The 20391-nt window shown below is 40.6% G+C and carries 14 protein-coding genes; 12 read left to right on the top strand and 2 right to left on the bottom strand.

Features of this window, described 5'->3' with window-relative positions:
* Positions 1-71 precede the first annotated feature (71 nt).
* Complete coding sequence (locus AYJ08_RS12180) at positions 72-1229, bottom strand: FtsW/RodA/SpoVE family cell cycle protein (RefSeq protein WP_064017951.1); 1158 nt, start codon at positions 1227-1229, stop codon at positions 72-74.
* Positions 1230-1458: 229 nt separating this feature from the next.
* On the bottom strand, positions 1459-3528 hold the full coding sequence (locus AYJ08_RS12175; protein WP_064017950.1) for a stalk domain-containing protein: 2070 nt from the start codon (positions 3526-3528) through the stop codon (positions 1459-1461).
* 369 nt (positions 3529-3897) lie between these two features.
* Between AYJ08_RS12175 and AYJ08_RS12170 the strand changes: the two genes are divergently transcribed.
* The 12 genes from AYJ08_RS12170 (at position 3898) to cydC (ending at position 20355) form a co-directional block, all read left to right on the top strand.
* Complete coding sequence (locus tag AYJ08_RS12170) at positions 3898-4884, top strand: ABC transporter substrate-binding protein (protein WP_064017949.1); 987 nt, start codon at positions 3898-3900, stop codon at positions 4882-4884.
* Between the two features lie 417 nt (positions 4885-5301).
* Positions 5302-6201 carry a DUF4097 family beta strand repeat-containing protein gene (locus AYJ08_RS12165; RefSeq protein ID WP_064017948.1) on the top strand — a complete coding sequence of 300 codons (900 nt, stop codon included), beginning with the start codon at positions 5302-5304 and terminating at the stop codon, positions 6199-6201.
* Between the two features lie 275 nt (positions 6202-6476).
* Positions 6477-7193 carry an AAA family ATPase gene (locus AYJ08_RS12160; RefSeq protein WP_064017947.1) on the top strand — a complete coding sequence of 239 codons (717 nt, stop codon included), beginning with the start codon at positions 6477-6479 and terminating at the stop codon, positions 7191-7193.
* A gap of 157 nt (positions 7194-7350) precedes the next feature.
* The gene (locus tag AYJ08_RS12155) at positions 7351-8379 is read left to right on the top strand and encodes an AI-2E family transporter (protein ID WP_064017946.1); all 1029 of its coding nucleotides are present in this window, start codon (positions 7351-7353) and stop codon (positions 8377-8379) included.
* A 140-nt stretch (positions 8380-8519) separates the two neighbouring features.
* A complete protein-coding gene (locus AYJ08_RS12150; RefSeq protein ID WP_064017945.1) occupies positions 8520-9746 on the top strand; it encodes a L,D-transpeptidase in 1227 nt (408 codons plus the stop codon).
* A 210-nt stretch (positions 9747-9956) separates the two neighbouring features.
* Positions 9957-11150: a multidrug effflux MFS transporter gene (locus AYJ08_RS12145; protein ID WP_064017944.1), complete on the top strand. Its 1194-nt coding sequence runs from the start codon at positions 9957-9959 to the stop codon at positions 11148-11150.
* 106 nt (positions 11151-11256) lie between these two features.
* Positions 11257-11463, top strand: a complete 207-nt coding sequence (locus AYJ08_RS12140; protein WP_064017943.1) for a heavy-metal-associated domain-containing protein — start codon at positions 11257-11259, stop codon at positions 11461-11463.
* A gap of 180 nt (positions 11464-11643) precedes the next feature.
* Entirely contained in the window at positions 11644-14076 is a 2433-nt protein-coding gene (locus tag AYJ08_RS12135) for a heavy metal translocating P-type ATPase (RefSeq protein ID WP_064017942.1), read from the top strand.
* A gap of 340 nt (positions 14077-14416) precedes the next feature.
* Positions 14417-15826 (top strand): cytochrome ubiquinol oxidase subunit I, encoded by a 1410-nt coding sequence (locus AYJ08_RS12130; RefSeq protein WP_304439627.1) that lies wholly within the window; start codon positions 14417-14419, stop codon positions 15824-15826.
* Positions 15813-16829, top strand: a complete 1017-nt coding sequence (cydB, locus tag AYJ08_RS12125) for a cytochrome d ubiquinol oxidase subunit II (protein WP_064017941.1) — start codon at positions 15813-15815, stop codon at positions 16827-16829. The genes AYJ08_RS12130 and cydB overlap by 14 nt, the downstream gene beginning before the upstream one ends.
* Complete coding sequence (gene cydD / locus AYJ08_RS12120) at positions 16829-18592, top strand: thiol reductant ABC exporter subunit CydD (RefSeq protein ID WP_064017940.1); 1764 nt, start codon at positions 16829-16831, stop codon at positions 18590-18592. Before cydB ends, cydD begins: the two co-directional genes overlap by 1 nt.
* On the top strand, positions 18592-20355 hold the full coding sequence (gene cydC, locus AYJ08_RS12115) for a thiol reductant ABC exporter subunit CydC (protein ID WP_064017939.1): 1764 nt from the start codon (positions 18592-18594) through the stop codon (positions 20353-20355). The genes cydD and cydC overlap by 1 nt, the downstream gene beginning before the upstream one ends.
* Positions 20356-20391 lie beyond the last annotated feature (36 nt).

Below are 20391 nucleotides of genomic sequence, written 5' to 3'. Positions count from 1 at the left end.
AATGAAGAAAAAGAGGCTATTCCCGAGTGTCATCGGATAGCCTCTTTTCTGTTGGATATTTATATTTAACTCTATCTCCTATACTGCCTTCGCATAGATAACACAATTCCAATCAATAGCATGTTAGAAAGGAGCGAACTGCCACCATAAGATAAGAATGGCAAGGCTATTCCCTTTACTGGCATTAATCCAATGGTCATTCCAATGTTTTGAAAGGTTTGAAAGGTGAGGACAGCTACAATTCCGGAGCATACGCAGGCACAAAATATATCATTTGATTCATTCCCAATTTTTATCACACGATACATAAGAATAAAGAAGAGTGAAACAATCAGTACCGCAATGATATATCCGCCTTCTTCTCCAATGGTTGCAAAAATAAAATCAGAATGCTTTTCTGGAATATAAACGTTTCCTTGTCCGATCCCTTTTCCTTCAAGTCCTCCAGAACCAATTGCTAACAGGCTCTGCATGGATTGATAGCCTTCATCTTTAAAGGTAGAGGGATCAAGCCATCCTAAAATCCTCTGTTGTCTGTGGCCGCTAAAGAGCGAAAGGACATAGGTTCTGAATACATCAGGGAGTTCAAAATATAAATACAGCAATAAGGATACCAGAAAGGCGGGAATTAATGAGAGTGTTAAAATTAATTTGGTTTGTAGCTGGGAAAGGAACATAATTGCTATTATGGAAACCAAGTAGAGAATAACCATTCCAGTATCTGGCTGGGTATACACTAAAATAGACGGAAGCAGGGTTATACCTAGTAATTTGGCAATTAATAATAGATCGCTTCCAATGGTTTTCAAAATATGCTTTTTTTGATGCTCCATTACCAGATAACTAGCTAAAAGGATAATGGCAACCTTTAAGAACTCTGATGGTTGAATGGAACCTATTCCTGGCAAGGAAAACCATCGCTTTGCCCCATTAAGTATAGGTGCAATTTTTTCTGGAGAAAATTTAAGAACGATAATACAAAGCAGACAAAAAACATAAAAAACCCAAGACAATTTCTTAATCTGTTCCATATCTAAAATAGAAATATAGAGCATCAGAGCAAAACCAATGACATAGTAAATGGTTTGTTTTCCGACGAAGTTTGTCTGTCCGTATTGACCCGTTTGCTGACTGCTATAAATAAAGATAAGGCTAGTAGTGAGAAAAATAGCTAGGATCAGCATGATGAGCCAGTCCAGTTTTTTCAGATGTTTGAAAATCATGTTCATGTAAAAGTCCTCTGGTTTCAAATAAGTATGAGCCTTGAATGAATCTACAACGATCATTTAGGCTCATATTATATTACGAATCATGTAGGCGTGAGGTAACAGCTTCTGAAAAACTATTCTTGTTATCAACGCCTTGTCATCCCACGAGGATAAAGGCATACCACAGGTACCACTATGAATTTTATCAAAAAAGGCACTTGCAAAGGGGAGCTTCGCAAGTGCCTTTTTCTTATTTAAAAATAACTACGCTAGAGGATGCTTCATCCCAAGACAAGTTAAAACGTAAATTGTCTGTAATTGTACGTATTGGCAGCATTGGGATATTGTTTTTCAATTGAACAGCATCTGTCATGGTGTAATTCTTGCCATTAATAGAAACGACCTTTGATCCAACTTTAAATACCATGGTTGTGTTGCCACTTTTAACAGTAGCGCCTGTTTTTGTGTAGGATGTGCTTACTTTCAGCCCATCACGAATAAAAGTAGCTGGTACCATTGTGTTACCATTCACAGTTTGTGGTGCTGCAGCTAATGGGAAGGTTTTCCCTTGGGATTTATAGGAAGCTGTACCAACTTTGAAGCTAACCCCGTTTTGGGCACCTACCATTACTTGACGAATGAACAGTGGGTTTCTTTCCTCAGATGTATAAACCCCAATATTATAAACATTGGATGCTGCTGGTGTTTGAAGTTTAGCATTTTCATTGATGGTTACACTTACTGCTTGACCTGCAGGAATAGCAAGTGATGGATAGATAACCAGATTCTGACCACGAGTGCCTACGTAGCTAGGATACGCACCATTTACTGTCACAGCATTTGTTGGGATCATAGTAGGTACACGGAAAGAAGTTGGCATCGCTACTTCAATGAAATCATTCGTATTGAGTCCAACTCCCAGCGCTTTAATTCCAACTGTCATGCCTGAAATCGCATTTGGATTCGGCTTACTCAATTTAACCGTAGCAGTGCTGTTATTCACTGGCACTGGGGTTGGAGTAGGATTAGTTGGATTAGTAGGGTATGTTGGGTTAGTTGGATATGTCGGATTCGTAGGTGTTACGGAAGTACCTGAAACAGTAAAAGATTTTGAACGATAGGTAACATCATTATGCTTTACAGCCAATTCATAGCTGCCTGACGTTGTTGGGTTCTTAATAAAGGCTTCCATTTTAAAGTCGATACGTATTTTATCAGTGCTGGAGAAATTACTCGGTGTTCTCAGAGAAATCGTGCGTCCAGATACATTTGCCGAGCTAACCTGTGTACCATTAATTGTTGCTGATGTAGCAGACATGTAACCAGGTAGCATATCTTGGGACGGGAATTCGATATAAATATCGTTACCGTATCGCAGGTCTTCTTTTAATCTTACTTCCATGGATACAGTTGTACGTGCACCAACCGAGCTATCTGATAGGGAAACACTATAGTCGCTGTTAACAGAAGAAGAGCCCTTCTTCACATCAAATTCTTTTGATGTATAGGTCGTGTTTTTATACTCAACTTCAATTTTATAGGAAGAGCTGGAGGATGGAGTTTTAAAGCCAGCCCCTTTTTTGAATGAAATCTCAAGTTTTTTCTCATCATTATCCTTGGAGCTCGGTTTAATTTTTACCGTTCTGCCAGAGACGCTGACCTCTTTCGGAGTATGACCGTTAATTTCTACATCGTCTGTGCTAAGTCTGCTTGGAACCATGCTAGATTCAGGGAAAATAACCTCAATATATTTTGAATCGTCCAATTTGTCTTCTAAAGTAAATTTAGATAGCTCAATAGAGGTTTTTTCATCTGAGTAGCTACTGCCTAAAGACACAGAGAAAGCATTTTTTTCACTGCCGCTTTTACTAGAAGAGCCTTTTGTGATCTCGATTTTTTCATCATCATCACTATCGCCATCATCGACGGAGATTTTGTAATCGTCGGCTTTATCAGGGTTGATAACATCTTCAATGACGATTTTGACATCATCGCCTTTACCGATATTTTTGCTCAGTTCAATCGTAATTTTGCCCTTTTTAACAGTAACATCCTTTGGTTTCTTACCATTTACTTCTACAGAATCAGTATCCACTTTGTCCAGATCAAAATCAGAATCAAAATCTACCTCAATCTCGTTTGTTTTCTTGTCTGATTCAAACTTTATCGTATAAGTAGTTTTCTCACCTGCTTTGGTGCTCTTGGCGTTGATAGATAAACTAGATACAGCATAAGCACCTTGTGGCACAGAGAGTAGGGGTGTGATTGCCAGAGTTGTGGCTAGCAGTAAGAATGCGCTTTTTTTCATTTGTTTCCTCATTGTTTTCCTCCTGAATATCCATAAAATTTTGCCTGTTGACAGCAACCTACTCCCTCTTTAAGCCATAAAACAGGGCAAAACAAAGGGAAGTCGTTGATAACCCCAAAGCATATTTTTGGTAATCGTAAATAGAGACGTTGGAGAAGGGAATAAGTTACACAGAAATTGAGAAAAATTCGCCATTTTTTTGCTCAAATATGTTCTCTCATTAAAAAGGAGCAGGGTTCTCAATTTCTACCATATGGCAAAATTTAATATAGACTTCTTTTTAATAGAAAGTTAAAATGTGGACTGAAGAAATGGTTGATAATCGTTATCAAAATCATGAGTTTCTGTGTAACGATTTGACTTACATATTGGAGGATGAACATGCTATATTTCAAACAACGAGGCTTGATGCCGATTATTATGCTGCTGCTTCTAGCTTTGATGGTTAGTGCTTGCAATACGACACCAAACACAGTGTCGCAGTCAAATAACGAGGGTAATTCTTCTGCTGAAAAAAAGACAAAGGTCTTTAAAGATGCCACGGGAGAAATCGAAATTCCTACTCATCCAGAGCGTATCGTCAGCATTACTTTTTTAGGTGATTTGGCAGCGCTGGGTGTAAAACCAGTAGGAGCTGGATCAATTGCCTTAGAGAATTCTGTATTGCTGTCTAAAGAGCTGGAAGGCGTGGAAAATGTAGGGGATGTTTCCATTGAGAAAGTGATGCAGCTAAAGCCTGATTTAATCATTGTACCAACCTATTTACCTTCAGAAATGACGGAGCAGTTGAAAAAAATTGCTCCGACGGTTTCTTTGCCTTCGGGAACACTTGAAGGTACTGACCCAATTGAGGAAGTTCGGACTTTTGGAAGGCTGTTAGGAAAAGAAGCGGAAGCAGAAGCATTTATTACTCGATATAACGAAAAAGCTAAAGCGGCTAAAGAAAAAGTAAAAGCCATGATTGGATCAAATGAAACAGTAGGCAGCTACTCGATCTGGGCCAAAAATTTCTGGGTGTGGCCAAAAACACGTGATGCTGGCTACAATCTGATGGAAATGTTTGAGTTAAAGCCGGCAGAGAAAGTGAAACAAGAGATTTTCCCTACTCGTCAAGGGAAGGATATTTCCTTAGAGCTTTTGCCTGATTATGCTGCTGATCACATGTTTATCAGCGTATATGAACCAGACGGTGGAGCAGAGCGTGCAAAGGAAATCATGAACAGTCCAATCTGGAAAAATCTAGAGGCAGTAAAGCATAATCATGTATACATGCTTGATTCCAAGAAGTTTTGGATGACAGATGGATTGAATTTGGAGAAGCAGTTGGATCTTATTGTTGATCTAATTGAAAGTAAGAATAAGCAATAAGCAATAAGTAAAACCACTTGCTCCATAGGGATCGAGTGGTTTTTTTGATAGGAGAGGATATAAGGAGCTATTTGTCTTTACTAGTGATCGGAGAAGATTGTCCGCTTATTTCTCCGAATAATAGACAGTAATCTGTCCGTTATTCGGTTTTTTTCATTTATAATGAGGGAAGACATAGAGAGAAGGGGATAGCTACAAAAGTAATCAAGCTGATACGTGCTGAGAGAAGTTGTTGTGCTGTACATCAACAGATGGTTTCAGAGTGGAAAATGTTTGCTACTAGTGTCCACAGCATCATTGAGGGGGATGAGGAGTGAATAACGTTGCTAGATAGTACGATTGTAAGTTCAAAACATATAGCTTCTTAACGACATCGGGCTAGTGTAGTTGTCTAGAAGGTAATAGGAGAGGGTTCAGGTGAGAAAATCAGCTATCGTAGGCGTACTGTTTATTATAATAGGTGTCATTGGATGTGTAGGCTGGGTTTTACAAGGGGGAATTTATGGACAAAAAGCAGCAAGTATAACTACCGAAAAGACGATCGAGCATACACAATTCAAACAACTTATAGTGGATAGTGCTAGTGAGGATATTCATATTGTTCCAAGTAATGATGATTACATAAAGATTCGTTTGAACGAGGCATCTGGATGGCTTGGTGCCAAAAATACAGAGCTACGAGTAAGAGAGGAGAATGACAAGCTTCTGATTGAGACCATACGCCCCCATACTTGGTTTAGCCTTGATTTTAGCATGAATGACAAAGGTTTAACTGTCTCGCTTCCCCAAAAAACGTGGGAAAAAATGAAGCTTAGCAGCACTTCAGGTAATATCACGGCGGGCGATGTGTTAACCCAAGAATTTGTAGCATCCACTACATCTGGGGACATAGAGATTAAACAGCTTGAAAGTGAAAAGAATGATATTCAGGTTACTTCAGGAAATGTTGAAATCTCCCGGCTTGTAGCTACGTATTCTACATTTGAATCTACCTCAGGTGACATAGACATACAAGAAGCGAATGGAGAGATAAAAGCAAATAGTACCTCGGGAAACATTGATGTGTACACGGCTGAAGTGGCGCACAATCTAACCTTGGAAGCATCTAGTGGAAATATTGAAATCGTTACGACGAAACAGCCTACAGATACCCGGTTTGTAGCAAAGACATCCTCTGGAGAGATTCAGACCAATCTAGAAGGATTCCGCTTCAACAGCATCTCGAATCATAACGTAGAGGCCACGAATGGCCAAGAGATCAAACGTACCGTTCACATTCAAACAACCTCAGGAGATATCGGATTTATGCAGCGATAGGAAAAAGGAGACAATAAAGCTACACGATTAGGCTTAGAGGATAATCTTCAGAGTGCAGACTTCTATGCGTTTCTCTTTTTTTACATATAATTGAAGTGCGATGCTAAGCAAGAAGAGAAGCAAAAAAAGTATAAGTTTACAAAAAAGCAACGTAGAGGTCTTACACGATGTTGTATAATAAAGACAAGCTTTTATTCAAATCGGGTTGTATATAAACGAATACAGGCTTTTAATAAGCAAGGATACTTAGATGAACAAATAGGAAGGTGTAGAACGTGTATCTTCGCCAAGTGCGGCTGCTAACAGAAAAATACCCTAATCGTAAGGAGTATCCCTTTTCAATTCCTGCACTCCAAAACCTAGAGAATTTATCGTTTGATAAAAATATTACCTTTTTTGTAGGTGAGAATGGATCGGGAAAATCTACTCTGCTAGAAGCCATTGCTTATCAATGCGATTTCCATACAGCGGGTGGGGGCAGACATAATTACTATGAAGTGGATGCTTCCGATGCCCCTTTAGGGGAGTATATTCAGCTATCGTGGCTACCTAAGATTACGAATGGTTTTTTTTTGCGGGCAGAAACCTTCTATCAGTTTGCTAGTCATATAGACAGCATAAATGGAACGGCTAGCTACGGAGGGCGTTCCTTACATGCTCAGTCACACGGTGAATCGTTTCTCACTCTTTTTCGCAATCGGTTTGGTCATAAAGCAATCTTTTTACTAGACGAGCCGGAAGCGGCCTTGTCGCCTGCACGACAGCTTTCCTTATTACGTTTAATGAAAGATCTGGAGAAATCAGCACAGTTTATTATTGCTACGCATTCACCGATACTATTAGCATTTCCAGGAGCACAAATTTATAACTTTGACCAATCTCCTATTGCGACGACTAGCTATGAGCAAACATTGCACTATCAGATTACGAAACGGTTTTTAGAAAATAGAGAGGCAATGCTTGCAGAGTTATTTCGTGATGAGAATGAATAATTATATTCTTATCAGCATGTAATGGGATAGAGAGGAAAAAAATGGACTTGGATTCACTAACATGTTACTTTACTAATATGCTTACCTTCATTTGAAACCAGATTACGTTAATAAACGTATTAAGATATACCAACATAAAGGAGCACGAAACCCTTATATGACCTCTCTAAAAGAAGTATTTAAAAGTACAATCATGAAAAAAATTATTGTATTACTTATCTTAGTTGCATTTGTCTACATGTTTCGAAGTATGATGAACATGATCTTGCTCTTTTTTATCATTACCTTTTTGATGAATGAATTGCATCAATTTCTTGTTCGTCGGCTGAGCATCGAGCGAAAGATACTGAAGAAAATCACATTGATTCTCCAGTACGCAGTGTTTATTTCTCTGATTGTCATTGGGTTACTACGATTTTTACCGAGTGTGATTACTGAATTATCGCCGCTTGTACAGCAAGTGATTGCTTTTTATGAGAAACCGATTATTCCAGTGGATAATTTTATTCTAGAATTCATGGTAGAGTCGTTGCAAAAGATTAATCTGGCAAGCTATGTGAATAATGGGATGGAATTTTTAGTTGGTGTTGTTACCAATGCAAGTAAGCTAGGTATCAATTTTGTGATTGCCATGATTTTAAGTCTTTTCTTCTTGCTGGAAAAAGAAAAGATCTTCTTTTTAACCTCGAAGGTAAGAACAAGCAAGCTATCTTATTTCTATGAGGATTTTCGTTACTTTGGTAATAAGTTTACGCAGTCCTTTGGAAAAGTAATTGAAGTACAATTTATGATCTCCTTGGTTAACTGCATCATGTCAATAATTGCTTTATGGATTATGGATTTTCCGCATCTATTTGCATTAGGAATCATGATTTTCGTACTTGGCTTGATTCCGGTGGCAGGTGTCATTATTTCTTTGATTCCTCTGTGTGCTATCGCTTTTAGTATCGGGGGCTTTATCAAGATTATCTATGTACTTATCATGATTACTGTATTGCATGCTATCGAAGCCTATGTGCTTAATCCTAAGCTGATGTCGTCCAAAACCAAGTTACCGATCTTTGTTACATTTGCTGTATTGATTATCTCAGAACACTTTATCGGGGTATGGGGACTGATATTGGGGATTCCGATCTTCATATTCCTGCTGGATTTACTTGAAATTAAATTTATGGAAAAGCAGTGATTTGTACAGACAAAAGCCTAACGTATTTCCTTGTGGAAAGGAGCGTTAGGCTTTTTACTCATAGAAAAGCCAATATTTGTCGTTACATAAAAGAAGAGAATTTTAGATTGCTGGCTCCGAAAAGCGGAAGGAGGCATAACATGGTAAACGAACGAAGGATTGTAATCTTTCTAGTCATTCTGTTCATGTATGTTACGACCCTTTTCTTAGGAGGTTCGGAGATTATGAAAGGAAAACTAGTGAATTCGGATTCATTTACAACTAATTCACTTAACTCCGATAAACTCTTGTCTACTAGTGAACAAAAGACGCTGCATGCAGGTTCAATTGCATCACTTTTGCAAAAACGTCCGTTGGTTGTTATTGCGGGACCAAACCTGCCTAAAGGGGCGAATGAGGATTTGATAAAAACGCAACTTTCAAGCTCTTTAGCCCCGTTGTTTCAAGACGTACAGCAGACAGGGCAGGAATCTCCTTTAGTCATCGTCGTACCGCCTAATAAGCAACTCCCAGTGTATCAGGCACTGCCTTTTTATACCCCAGAACAGGTTCTAGGGATTACGAATGCTGCCGGGGAGTGGTTTTCGATAACGGATGAACAGTGTGCATGTAATAGTCAACAGCTTGTGGCATCCATCAAAAAAAGGATCGATGAACAGCAGCATTCTTTACTAGGATTATTATCTTTACGGACAGCACTTTATCATTACTATCTTCGAACACAGACGCTTCCAAAGCAGCTTAATCAATTGGTGCAAGCCTCTCCTACTAATTATTTGTCCCAAATCCCTGCACCTCCAGCGGGCGCTCAGGAAGACTGGATTTACAACCCAACCGCCTTTCAACCGCAAAGGCCTTGGGAAAGTATGGAGCAGGTAGTAGGGGCAAAGGGGCTGCATCTGATAGCGAAAGGGCTTCAACCGATTGAAGTTAACATCTCGATTCCTGAATTTCGGATGCATGTGGTTAGTGGCTCCTATCTATTGCGCTCCTACCCAGTGGCGTTAGGAACTCGCAATCAGACACCTGTTGGAGATTTTAGCATTGCACTCAAGGTAAATAAGCCTAGATCAGCAACTAAAGTATATGGAACGCGTGCTCTAGCATTGAGTAACCCTGATTATGCTATCCACGGGACGAATGACCCTTCTTCTATCGGTAAAGCAGTGTCTAAAGGCTGCATTCGGCTGTTTAATCGTGATGTGGAAGAATTGTACAGCTTAGTCCCATTAGGAACGAAAGTACATATTGGTAAGACAAAGCTGAAAACATCATCAGCAATGGGCCTCCCAGGAAGCGGCAAGCCGTATCTACTTCCCGGAAGATCAGATGAGAAGTCAAAAAAATTCTATCACTGGCGTAGATAAAGCGGCATAGCAAAAACAGATAAAATAGCGTGACCAAGGTTGAGGATCGATATCGCCTATGCTATTATCTTTGGTAAAGGTTTGACTCCCCCTATTAAAAGTATGGTGATAGAAATGCTTTCATTTGCTAGATTAAGTAAGTGTAAACCCCCTATTCCGTAATCGTTATGTGCAGAGTTTTGAGATTTGCGCGTGATAGGGGGAATCGGTATGACCAAAAAAATCTCAACACCGTCACTGTTACTATTTATTATTCTTGTCGGCTTTCCGCAAATTAGTGAAACGATATATACACCTTCTTTACCTGATATTTCACAGGCGCTTGGAGTTAGCAGCAATATCATTCAATTGACATTAAGCCTTTATTTCTTTGGCTTTGCCCTAGGAGTCTTCTTTTGGGGAAGGCTATCTGATGTAATTGGAAGGCGGCCAGCAATGCTATGGGGTATATTTATTTATGGAGCTGGCAGTCTTGGCTGCTATCTGTCTAATGCAGTTGAGTGGTTATTAGTCAGTAGATTTGTTCAGGCCTTTGGAGCAAGTACTGGCTCTGTGGTGACGCAAGCCATTCTCCGTGAAAGCATAGACGGAGTTAGACGTCATGCTGTGTTTGCCCAGATCTCTGCTGCGCTTGCTTTTACTCCCGCAATTGGCCCCTTACTGGGAGGATTCATTGATCAGGCTTTGGGATTCCGGGCTGTTTTCTTTACCCTTGTTGTGATGGGGGTACTTGTATTTGTTTACACATGTAAGGCATTACCTGAGACAAAATTATCTGTAACTTCCAAAAGTAGTGTAAGTTTGGCAGCTAAACGTATGGCTCGTGATAAAAGAGTCTGGTTGTTTGGGTTGCTGATTGGAATAACGAATGGAATTTTGTTCAGTTACTATGCAGAAGCTCCTTTTATTTACATGGAGTTTTTTCATATGACACCAGGTGTGTTTGGATTTTTTGGTGTTTTTGTAGCTGTAGCGTCCATAATTGGTGCTTTGCTTTCAAAGAAATTGCTACAGAAGCTTTCAGCCGAGCGGATTATTTATGTAGGATCGCTTGTAACGGCATTGGGCGCCGGGAGCCTAACCGCTCTGGTGCTTATTGGTTTAGATTCGTCCATCCTGTCATTGGTATTACTAGTTGGCTGTGTTTTTATACTTTTGATGGGGATTGGGATGGCTATACCGAATTGTTTAAGCTTAGCATTGGTAAATTATCATGATACACAAGGTACAGCAGGTGCTATATTTGGACTAAGCTACTACTTTCTCGTTAGTTTTATTACGACAGGGATGAGCTATCTTCATAATGGAATGCTGTTGCCTATGCCAATGTATTTTCTTTTACTGGCTTTGGTCATGATAGTTGTCAGCTACAAGCTGATGATTCCACCGAATACGATGAAATAAAGAACAAAGAAGGACCTACAATCATGTAGGTCTTTCTTTTTTACTATTTACATAGGGTAGGGGGGTATAGTATTATGGATTTAACAATCTGATAAGGAGAGATATCATGATGACCAAAACAGTTTTGCATGTAGAAGGAATGTCTTGCAAGAGCTGTGCAGCAAAGATTGAACAAGCATGCAAGGCATTAGGCGCTAAAAAAGTTCAGGTAGATCTTGTTCAAAAGCAGGTGGAAATTGAGCATGACACTAATAGCCTAGAAGCCATCCTTTTAAAAGAACATGTGGAGAAATTGGGATATAAGGTAGTCTAAGACAGCGAAGGCAACTGAAAAAGAGCTATCGCAGTACAATGACTTTTTATTGTATGATAATAAGATTCAAGAAAAGCAAATCTATTTATTAGAAGGGCCCTTGACTTCACTGAAGGGGGCTTTTTTAAAACGATATAATATACCTATATAGGGTATTGTATAGGTAAGGGAGGTAGTAGTATGGCGGAGAACGTCGCAGCAAATAAGCAACAAAAAACCACAATGCAAATTACTGGAATGACTTGCGCCGCGTGTGCCCGACGGATCGAAAAGGGATTGCAGAAGACAGAGGGGGTACAAGATGCCACAGTTAATCTTAGCTTAGAACGGGCTTCGGTTACGTTTGACCCCAAAAAGGTAAGTGTGGTGGATCTGGAACAACGTATAGAGTCCCTTGGGTATGGTACGGTTAAGGAGAAAGCAGAGCTACTTGTTACTGGAATGACATGTGCTGCATGTGCGACTCGAATCGAAAAGGGCCTTAAAAAACTTCCTGGGGTCTTGGATGCAAGTGTTAATCTAACGATGGAACGAGCAACGGTGGTTTATCAGCCTTCCGAGACAACCACGGTTGATTTCATAAAAAAGGTAGAGAATTTAGGATATGGAGCAAGTCTGAAGCAGGATGAGCAAGCAGACGAGTCTGATCATCGAAAAAGAGAGATCGCTAGGCAAAAGCGTAAACTGATTTTCTCTGCAATCCTATCTCTCCCTTTGCTATGGACGATGGTGAAGCATTTTTCGTTTACCTCATTTATTTGGGCTCCTGAGATTTTGATGAACCCATGGATTCAATTTCTATTGGCCACTCCTGTACAGTTCATTATTGGGTGGCAATTTTACCAAGGAGCGTACAAGGCACTTCGCAATGGCTCAGCAAACATGGATGTATTAGTAGCGTTAGGAACATCAGCTGCTTATTTTTACAGCCTTTATGAAACGATTAGAAGTATGCAGGCCATGCATCATGATATCCATCTTTATTATGAAACTAGTGCTGTACTTATTACCTTAATTTTATTAGGAAAACTTTTTGAAGCATTAGCAAAGGGACGCACATCAGAAGCCATCAAAACCTTAATGGGACTTCAGGCTAAAACAGCTACGGTTATACGCAACGGCCAAGAGCTGGTCATTGCTGTGGAGGAAGTGCAGGTTAATGATCTGTTTCTCGTGAAGCCAGGTGAAAAAATACCGGTAGATGGAGAGATCGTTGAGGGAAAATCCTCGGTGGATGAATCAATGCTAACGGGAGAAAGCATCCCTGTGGAAAAAGAATCAGGCGATCAAGTGATAGGTGCTACGATTAATAAAAACGGTGTTTTACAAGTAAAGGCTACAAAGGTCGGCAAGGAAACAGCATTGGCCCAAATCATTAAAGTAGTGGAAGAAGCACAGGGGTCTAAAGCGCCGATTCAACGTGTGGCCGACAAGATTTCAGGTATATTTGTTCCGATTGTAGTATCGCTTGCCGTTTTGGCTTTTCTGATTTGGTACTTCTTCATTACACCAGGCGATTTTACTAGCGCACTAGAAATTCTAATCGCTGTTCTAGTCATTGCTTGCCCGTGTGCACTTGGTTTAGCAACCCCAACCTCAATCATGGCAGGCTCTGGTCGGGCAGCAGAAGCGGGTGTTCTATTTAAGGGTGGAGAACATTTGGAAGCGACACATCGAATTGATACAGTCCTACTTGATAAAACAGGGACGATTACAAAAGGTAAGCCTGAATTGACAGATGTGCTGACAGCAGATCACTGGGAAAAACAACAATTTCTTCAGTATATCGCTAGTGCTGAGAAAAACTCCGAGCATCCTTTAGCGGAGGCCATTGTTACGGGTGTCATTGAGCAGGGGATTGGCTTGCAAAGCCCTAGCGAATTCGAAGCCATTCCCGGGTACGGTGTGCGAGCCATTATTGAGGGGAAAGAAGTATTAGTTGGAACACGAAAGCTCATGGGGAAATTTGCGGTACAGATCGATCTAGCATTGCCTATTATGGAAAAATGGGAGCAGGAAGGTAAAACAGCGATGCTGGCTGCCATTGATCAGAGATATGCCGGAGTGATCGCGGTAGCGGATACCGTCAAACAAACCTCCAGAGAAGCGATTTCTCGCTTAAAAGAAATGGGCTTAAGCGTCTATATGGTCACAGGCGATAATGAACGAACAGCAAAAGCGATCGCGGCACAGGTTGGTGTCGAGCATGTGATTGCAGAAGTGTTGCCAGAGGGAAAAGCAGCCGAAGTAACTAAGTTACAACAAGCTGGTAAAAAAGTAGCAATGGTTGGAGATGGAATTAACGATGCTCCAGCATTAGCAACAGCAGATATAGGTATCGCTATGGGAACGGGTACAGATATAGCGATGGAAGCAGCAGATATTACATTGATGCGGGGCGATCTAAATAGCATTGCGGATGCCTTCACGATGAGCAAGAAAACGATGACAAACATCAAACAAAATTTATTTTGGGCGCTAGCCTACAATTGTTTGGGGATTCCCATTGCGGCTGCTGGGTTATTAGCTCCATGGTTAGCAGGTGCAGCGATGGCATTAAGCTCCGTATCGGTTGTGTTAAATGCTCTGCGATTGCAACGGGTAAAGCTTTAAAAAGAGAATAAATAATCGTAAAACGAAAATAAAAAAGATGACTACGTAAAACAGTGGTCATCTTTTTTATTTATCAAAAAAATAACATTTTTTCAAGAAAATTACCCTTATAAGTTGGTAGATTTAATACCGTTGTTATATAGGTAATTTTCTGAATAGTCTTTTGTTAAAATGTTACTTTTTGTCGGATAGATGAATCTTTTCAAATTAGATTGAAACTAGCTAACTAAATGTGATAAATATCACACATGGGGTATGGAACAATCTGAGAAAATAACGCAAGGATAGATAAAATACCTTTTAGTTAAAAAACTATCAAGAGAGAGGGATGAGGAAATCAATGGATTTGGATCTGGTAATGCTATCACGTACTCAGTTTGCTTCCACAACGATTTTCCACTTCATCTTCGTCCCATTGACGATTGGATTATCTTTTCTAATCGCAATAATGGAAACGATGTATGTGGTCAAAGGGGAAGAAAAATATAAGCACATGGCAAAGTTTTGGGGCAAGCTGTTCCTGATTAACTTTGGTGTGGGTGTTGTAACAGGGATTCTACAGGAGTTCCAATTTGGTATGAACTGGTCTAATTACTCAAGATTTGTCGGTGATGTTTTCGGTGCGCCCCTTGCAATTGAGGCATTATTAGCTTTCTTTTTGGAATCTACATTTATTGGTTTATGGATTTTTGGTTGGGAGCGTTTGTCTAAAAAGGTTCACTGTCTCTGTATTTGGCTGGTGGCTTTCGGTACGACAATGTCTGCTTTTTGGATACTGTTAGCCAACTCTTTTATGCAACGACCTGTAGGCTTTGAGATCAACAATGGTCGAGCGGAGATGAATGACTTTTTTGCGCTCGTTACGAATGGTCAGTTAATGGTAGAGTTCCCGCATACGATTTTTTCCGCGTTTGCGACAGGAGCTTTTCTAGTAGCTGGTGTTAGTGCTTATAAATTATTGCGTAAACAAGAGATATCATTCTTTAAATCATCATTTCAGTTATCGATTGTGGTTGCACTTCTATCTTCTATCCTTGTAGCTGTATTTGGTCACCAACAGGCTCAATATCTGGTGGCAACACAGCCTATGAAAATGGCTGCAAGTGAAGCCTTGTGGGAAAGAAGTCCGGATCCAGCTCCTTGGACTGTATTTGCTACGATTGATCCACAAAACAAGAAAAATGGAATAGAGGTTTCAATTCCATACCTGTTAAGCTATCTATCCTATAGTAAATTCTCAGGTGACCTTCCTGGAATGAATGAGTTACAAGCTGAATACGAACAAAAATATGGTCCTGGCGATTATATTCCACCTGTTCGCACGACCTTCTGGAGCTTCCGCATCATGGTAGCAGGTGGTAGTTTAATGATTCTCCTTGCAATGATTGGATTCTATCTATCATGGCGCAAAAAGCTAGAGCAGCCAAATAAATGGTTTATGCATGCAATGGTATATAGTATTTCTTTACCATTTATCGCAAATACAGCAGGGTGGGTTATGACTGAATTTGGTCGTCAGCCATGGACTGTTTTTGGATTGATGAAAACCGAAGATAGTATTTCACCGAGCGTATCTGCTGGTGAGGTGTTATTCTCCCTGATTGCTTTTAGTACGATTTATTTGGTGCTGTTCATTGTGCTCCTTTATTTGTTTACTCGTGTTATCAAGAAGGGTCCTTATGCTCTAGTGAAGGCAGAAGCAAGCACAAATGACCCGTTTAACAAGGAGGAAAGTCATGCTTTCTCTTAATGAACTCTGGTTTGTTTTAATCGCCGTTTTGTTTATTGGCTTCTTCTTTTTAGAGGGCTTTGATTTTGGAATTGGAATGTCTACTACTTTCCTAGCTAAATCAGATATGGAGCGCCGTATTTTAATCAATTCAATTGGCCCGTTCTGGGATGCGAATGAAGTATGGCTCCTGACCGCAGGGGGAGCGATGTTTGCTGCATTCCCTAACTGGTATGCAACTCTGTTTAGCGGCTTTTATTTACCGTTAGTATTTCTTCTATTAGCGTTAATTGGTCGCGGTGTTGCTTTTGAATACCGTGGTAAAGTAGATAATCCTGTATGGAGAAAAGTTTGGGATGTTGCGATTTTTATCGGTAGCTTTTTACCGCCATTCCTGCTCGGTGTAGTATTTGCTTGTCTATTAAAGGGCTTACCGATTGATGCAAACATGGAAATGAACGCTGGATTGTTTGACATGGTTAATCTGTATAGTGTGATGGGCGGAATAACCGTTGTTGTTCTTTGCCAGGTACACGGTCTTTTGTTTGCAACACTACGGACAACAGGTGATCTGCGCTTACGTGCTCGCAAGCAGGCAAAAATGCTGTTGGTTCCACTAGCACTTCTATTGGTTATCTTTGGAGGTATGACCTACTTCATGACGGATATTTTTACCGTTCGAGGTGGAATACTAAGCGTGATAGCAGGATTAGGTGTCATTGCTTATGTGCTGGCTGGTTACTTTATTTCGAAAAAACGCGATGGCTGGGCATTCGGTATGACTGGTACAGTGATTGCCCTATCCATTAGTTCCGTATTTATTGGATTGTTCCCGCGTGTAATGATTAGCTCTATTGACAGTATGTTCAACCTAACAATTCAAAATTCATCATCTAGTCCATACTCTCTTAAAATCATGACGATTGTAGCTTTATCCTTGCTGCCATTTGTATTGGGCTATCAAATTTGGAGTTACTTTGTATTTCATAAACGTGTACATGAGAAGGAGCACTTGGAATATTAATGGGTAAAAACTTACTCGGTTATAAAGGAATTGTGCCAGTTCTATTAGCAGTGGCTGTGCTTGTTCTAATCCAAAGCTTGTCCATTCTATACCAGGCAAAATGGTTGGCGGAAGTTATTTCCGCCCTTTTTGCCGGTCAAAAACTACAGGAACTATATATGGGCTTAGGTCTGTTTTTGTTGGCGTTTCTCGTTCGTCATTTGACCAACCTGCTGCAACAGAAAATCGCCTATCGCTTTGCGATGAAAACAGGCAGTGATGTACGTAAAAGGTTAATGGAAAAACTATTTTTGTTAGGACCGCGTTTTGCTAAAACACAGGGTACAGGGAATGTGGTAACGCTGGTGATCGAGGGAGTTGCGCAATTTCGTACCTATCTCGAATTGATTATTCCCCGCATGGTTAGTACGGCGATCACACCTTGGATCATTCTTGCTTATGTAGCCTGGCAGGATATGATTTCTGGAATTATTTTGCTTGTTACGATGCCGATTTTAATTGTGTTTATGATTCTAATTGGTCTTGCAGCTAAGGGAAAAATGGATCGCCAATGGAAATCATATCGTATTTTATCCAACCATTTTGTAGATGCATTGCGTGGATTGGAAACCCTTAAATATTTAGGCTTAAGCCGTTCGCATAGCAAAACAATCGAGCGGGTGAGTGATCGCTATCGTTCTGCGACGATGGGCACCTTGCGGGTAGCTTTTCTATCATCATTTGCGCTGGATTTTTTCACAATGCTTTCAGTGGCTTGTGTTGCGGTTAGTCTTGGGCTACGACTTATTTCTGGGGAAATTTTTCTGTTAACAGGGTTAACCGTTTTGATTTTGGCCCCCGAATATTTCTTGCCAATTCGTATGGTGGGCGCTGATTATCATGCGACATTAAATGGGAAAGAAGCAGGAGAGGCGATTCAAGCGATTCTCAAACAGCAGGCAGCTCAAGGCAAGGAAGAAGATTCTAGCGTAACGATAAGCGAATGGACAAATGAAAGCTCTCTGGTACTTACTTCTATTGGTATGAAGCATGAGAGTCAAACAAACTCAATTCAGAAAGAACAAGCCCTTTTGGAAGCTAAGCCTTCCCTAAAAGATATCTCTTTTAGCATAACAGGTAAACAAAAGATCGGAATTATTGGAGAAAGTGGCGCTGGTAAGTCTACATTAATTGATGTACTTGCTGGATTTTTGGCCCCCACTTCTGGACAAATGGAGTTGAATGGACAACGGGTATCTTCGCTATGTCAAGCAAAATGGCAAAGCCAAACAACCTATATTCCTCAGCATCCATATATTTTTTCATGCTCGCTATATGATAATGTCAGGTTTTACTCTCCTACAGCTAGTGATGATCAGATAGATAAGGCGATTCAAGCTGCTGGTCTAGGTGATTTATTCAATAGTTTGCCTAGAAAAGGTGAAGAACGAATCGGGAATGGCGGACGTACGTTAAGTGGCGGACAGGAGCAACGCATCGCTCTTGCTCGTGCATTTTTAAGTAATCGGCCTATTATTTTATTAGACGAACCGACCGCTCATCTTGATATTGAAACGGAATATGAACTAAAAGAGACGATGCTCTCTTTGTTTGAAGATAAATTAGTGCTGCTAGCGACACATAGGCTTCATTGGATGCTTGATATGGACCTTGTCATCGTATTGGAGCAGGGGATGATAAAAGAAGTAGGTACACATGCAGAGCTGCTTGCCAAACGAGGAACCTACTATCAAATGATTGCAATGCAAGGGGAGGAAATCTAATGAAGCGAGAAGAATGGCTTTTCCCCTACATGAAAGCTTATGCGAGAAGGTTTGCTCTTATTGTCCTTTTAGGCGTATGTACAGCTCTTACAGCTAGTTCCTTGATGTTTACATCCGGCTTTCTCATTTCTAAATCGGCATTACGACCTGAAAATATTTTATTGGTCTATGTGCCTGTAGTATTGGTTCGTACGTTTGGGATCAGTCGTGCTGTCGTCCATTATGTGGAACGGTTGGTTGGGCATGATACAATCTTGCGGATTTTATCAAAAATGCGTTTACGGTTGTATCAGATTTTAGAACCGCAGGCTTTATTTGTTCGTTCACGCTTTCGCACAGGTGATCTGCTGGGTGTTCTGGCTGATGATGTCGAGTATCTTCAAAATGTCTACTTGCGCACAATTTTTCCTAGCATCGTAGCATTGGTTATGTATGTGGTGGTGCTTGCGGTCATTGGCTGGTTTGATGCAGGATTTGCCTTGTTCATGGCTTTTTTAATCCTGTTATTGCTATTTGTGTTTCCGGCTATTTCACTCGTGCTGACCAAACAACTCCAAACAGAAAGCAAATCAGAACGCAATGGGTTATATCAAAAACTAACTGATGCCATAATGGGGATGAGTGACTGGGTAATTAGTGGTAGGGAGGAGCAGTTTGTTCATTCCTACGAGCAGGATGAGGCGAAAGTAGCCCGCATTGACGCTACATTAAGTGAATGGAGTAAGTGGCGTAATTTCTTAGGACAAACTATTGTGGGTTGTATTGTTGTAGCCGTGTTATTTTGGACAGGTGATCAATATGCTATGGGTGAAATTGCTGTCACATTGATCGCGGCTTTCGTACTGGTAATGTTTCCGGTGATGGATATCTTTTTACCAATCTCAGAAGCGATTGAGAAAATCCCCCAATATCAAAACTCATTAGACCGCCTGAACAGTATTGATAAGGCAGATGGAAAAAACCACACAAGTGAGTTCCATTCAAGGATAGATGAGCAACAAATACAATTAGCTCAGAAGGATGCCCACATCCGTATCGAGGAAGTCACTTATCAATATTCTCCAGAAGCACCTGTTGCCGTTCAACAGGTATCGCTTACTGTGCCGCAAGGTAAAAAAATAGCCATTATCGGACGAAGCGGTGCTGGTAAATCAACGTTATTAAAGCTAATACAGGGAGCGCTTCTTCCTACTCAGGGGCGTGTCAGCATTCAGGGGATGCCGGCAGATCATTATGGAGAGCATATTCCAACGATCATGTCCGTATTAAATCAAAGCCCCCATCTGTTTGATACTACTGTAGAAAATAATATTCGACTTGGAAATCTCGAAGCGTCTGATGAGGAATTGAGGCAGGTTGGCAGGCAGGTTCAATTGGATCGTTTAATCGAATCCTTGCCAGAAGGGTATCAAACGCAAATGAATGAGACAGGGCAACGCTTTTCGGGCGGCGAGCGTCAACGAATTGCACTTGCACGTATCCTTCTACAAAATACACCGATCGTCTTGCTCGATGAACCTACTGTAGGGCTAGATCCTCGTACGGAACGGGAGCTCTTGCGGACTATTTTTACCACCATGAACGAAAAAACGCTCATTTGGATCACTCATCATTTGGTGGGGGCAGAGCATATGGATGAAATCATTTTTATGGAGGATGGAAGGATTGTCATGCGAGGAACACATACAGAATTAATGAACAAAGAGCCTCGCTATATGAACCTCTATCGTTTGGATCGACCTGAGGAATTTCAAGTAAAATGAGAATGCTTGTATTGAAAATGAGGAAGTAGCAATTGG

The sequence above is a fragment of the Brevibacillus sp. SKDU10 genome (assembly GCF_001645205.1).
Lineage (GTDB): Bacteria > Bacillota > Bacilli > Brevibacillales > Brevibacillaceae > Brevibacillus_B > Brevibacillus_B halotolerans.
This window is presented reverse-complemented; position numbering and strand designations above follow the sequence as displayed.

What these genes read in the sequence shown, in the direction of transcription:
- AYJ08_RS12180 (WP_064017951.1), bottom strand. Translation starts at nt 1,229, where the DNA reads ATGAACATGATTTTCAAACATCTGAAAAAACTGGACTGGCTCATCATG.
- AYJ08_RS12175 (WP_064017950.1), bottom strand. Translation starts at nt 3,528, where the DNA reads ATGAGGAAACAAATGAAAAAAAGCGCATTCTTACTGCTAGCCACAACT.
- AYJ08_RS12170 (WP_064017949.1), top strand. Translation starts at nt 3,898, where the DNA reads ATGCTATATTTCAAACAACGAGGCTTGATGCCGATTATTATGCTGCTG.
- AYJ08_RS12155 (WP_064017946.1), top strand. Translation starts at nt 7,351, where the DNA reads ATGACCTCTCTAAAAGAAGTATTTAAAAGTACAATCATGAAAAAAATT.
- AYJ08_RS12150 (WP_064017945.1), top strand. Translation starts at nt 8,520, where the DNA reads ATGGTAAACGAACGAAGGATTGTAATCTTTCTAGTCATTCTGTTCATG.
- AYJ08_RS12145 (WP_064017944.1), top strand. Translation starts at nt 9,957, where the DNA reads ATGACCAAAAAAATCTCAACACCGTCACTGTTACTATTTATTATTCTT.
- AYJ08_RS12140 (WP_064017943.1), top strand. Translation starts at nt 11,257, where the DNA reads ATGATGACCAAAACAGTTTTGCATGTAGAAGGAATGTCTTGCAAGAGC.
- AYJ08_RS12135 (WP_064017942.1), top strand. Translation starts at nt 11,644, where the DNA reads ATGGCGGAGAACGTCGCAGCAAATAAGCAACAAAAAACCACAATGCAA.
- AYJ08_RS12130 (WP_304439627.1), top strand. Translation starts at nt 14,417, where the DNA reads ATGGATTTGGATCTGGTAATGCTATCACGTACTCAGTTTGCTTCCACA.
- cydB (WP_064017941.1), top strand. Translation starts at nt 15,813, where the DNA reads ATGCTTTCTCTTAATGAACTCTGGTTTGTTTTAATCGCCGTTTTGTTT.
- cydD (WP_064017940.1), top strand. Translation starts at nt 16,829, where the DNA reads ATGGGTAAAAACTTACTCGGTTATAAAGGAATTGTGCCAGTTCTATTA.
- cydC (WP_064017939.1), top strand. Translation starts at nt 18,592, where the DNA reads ATGAAGCGAGAAGAATGGCTTTTCCCCTACATGAAAGCTTATGCGAGA.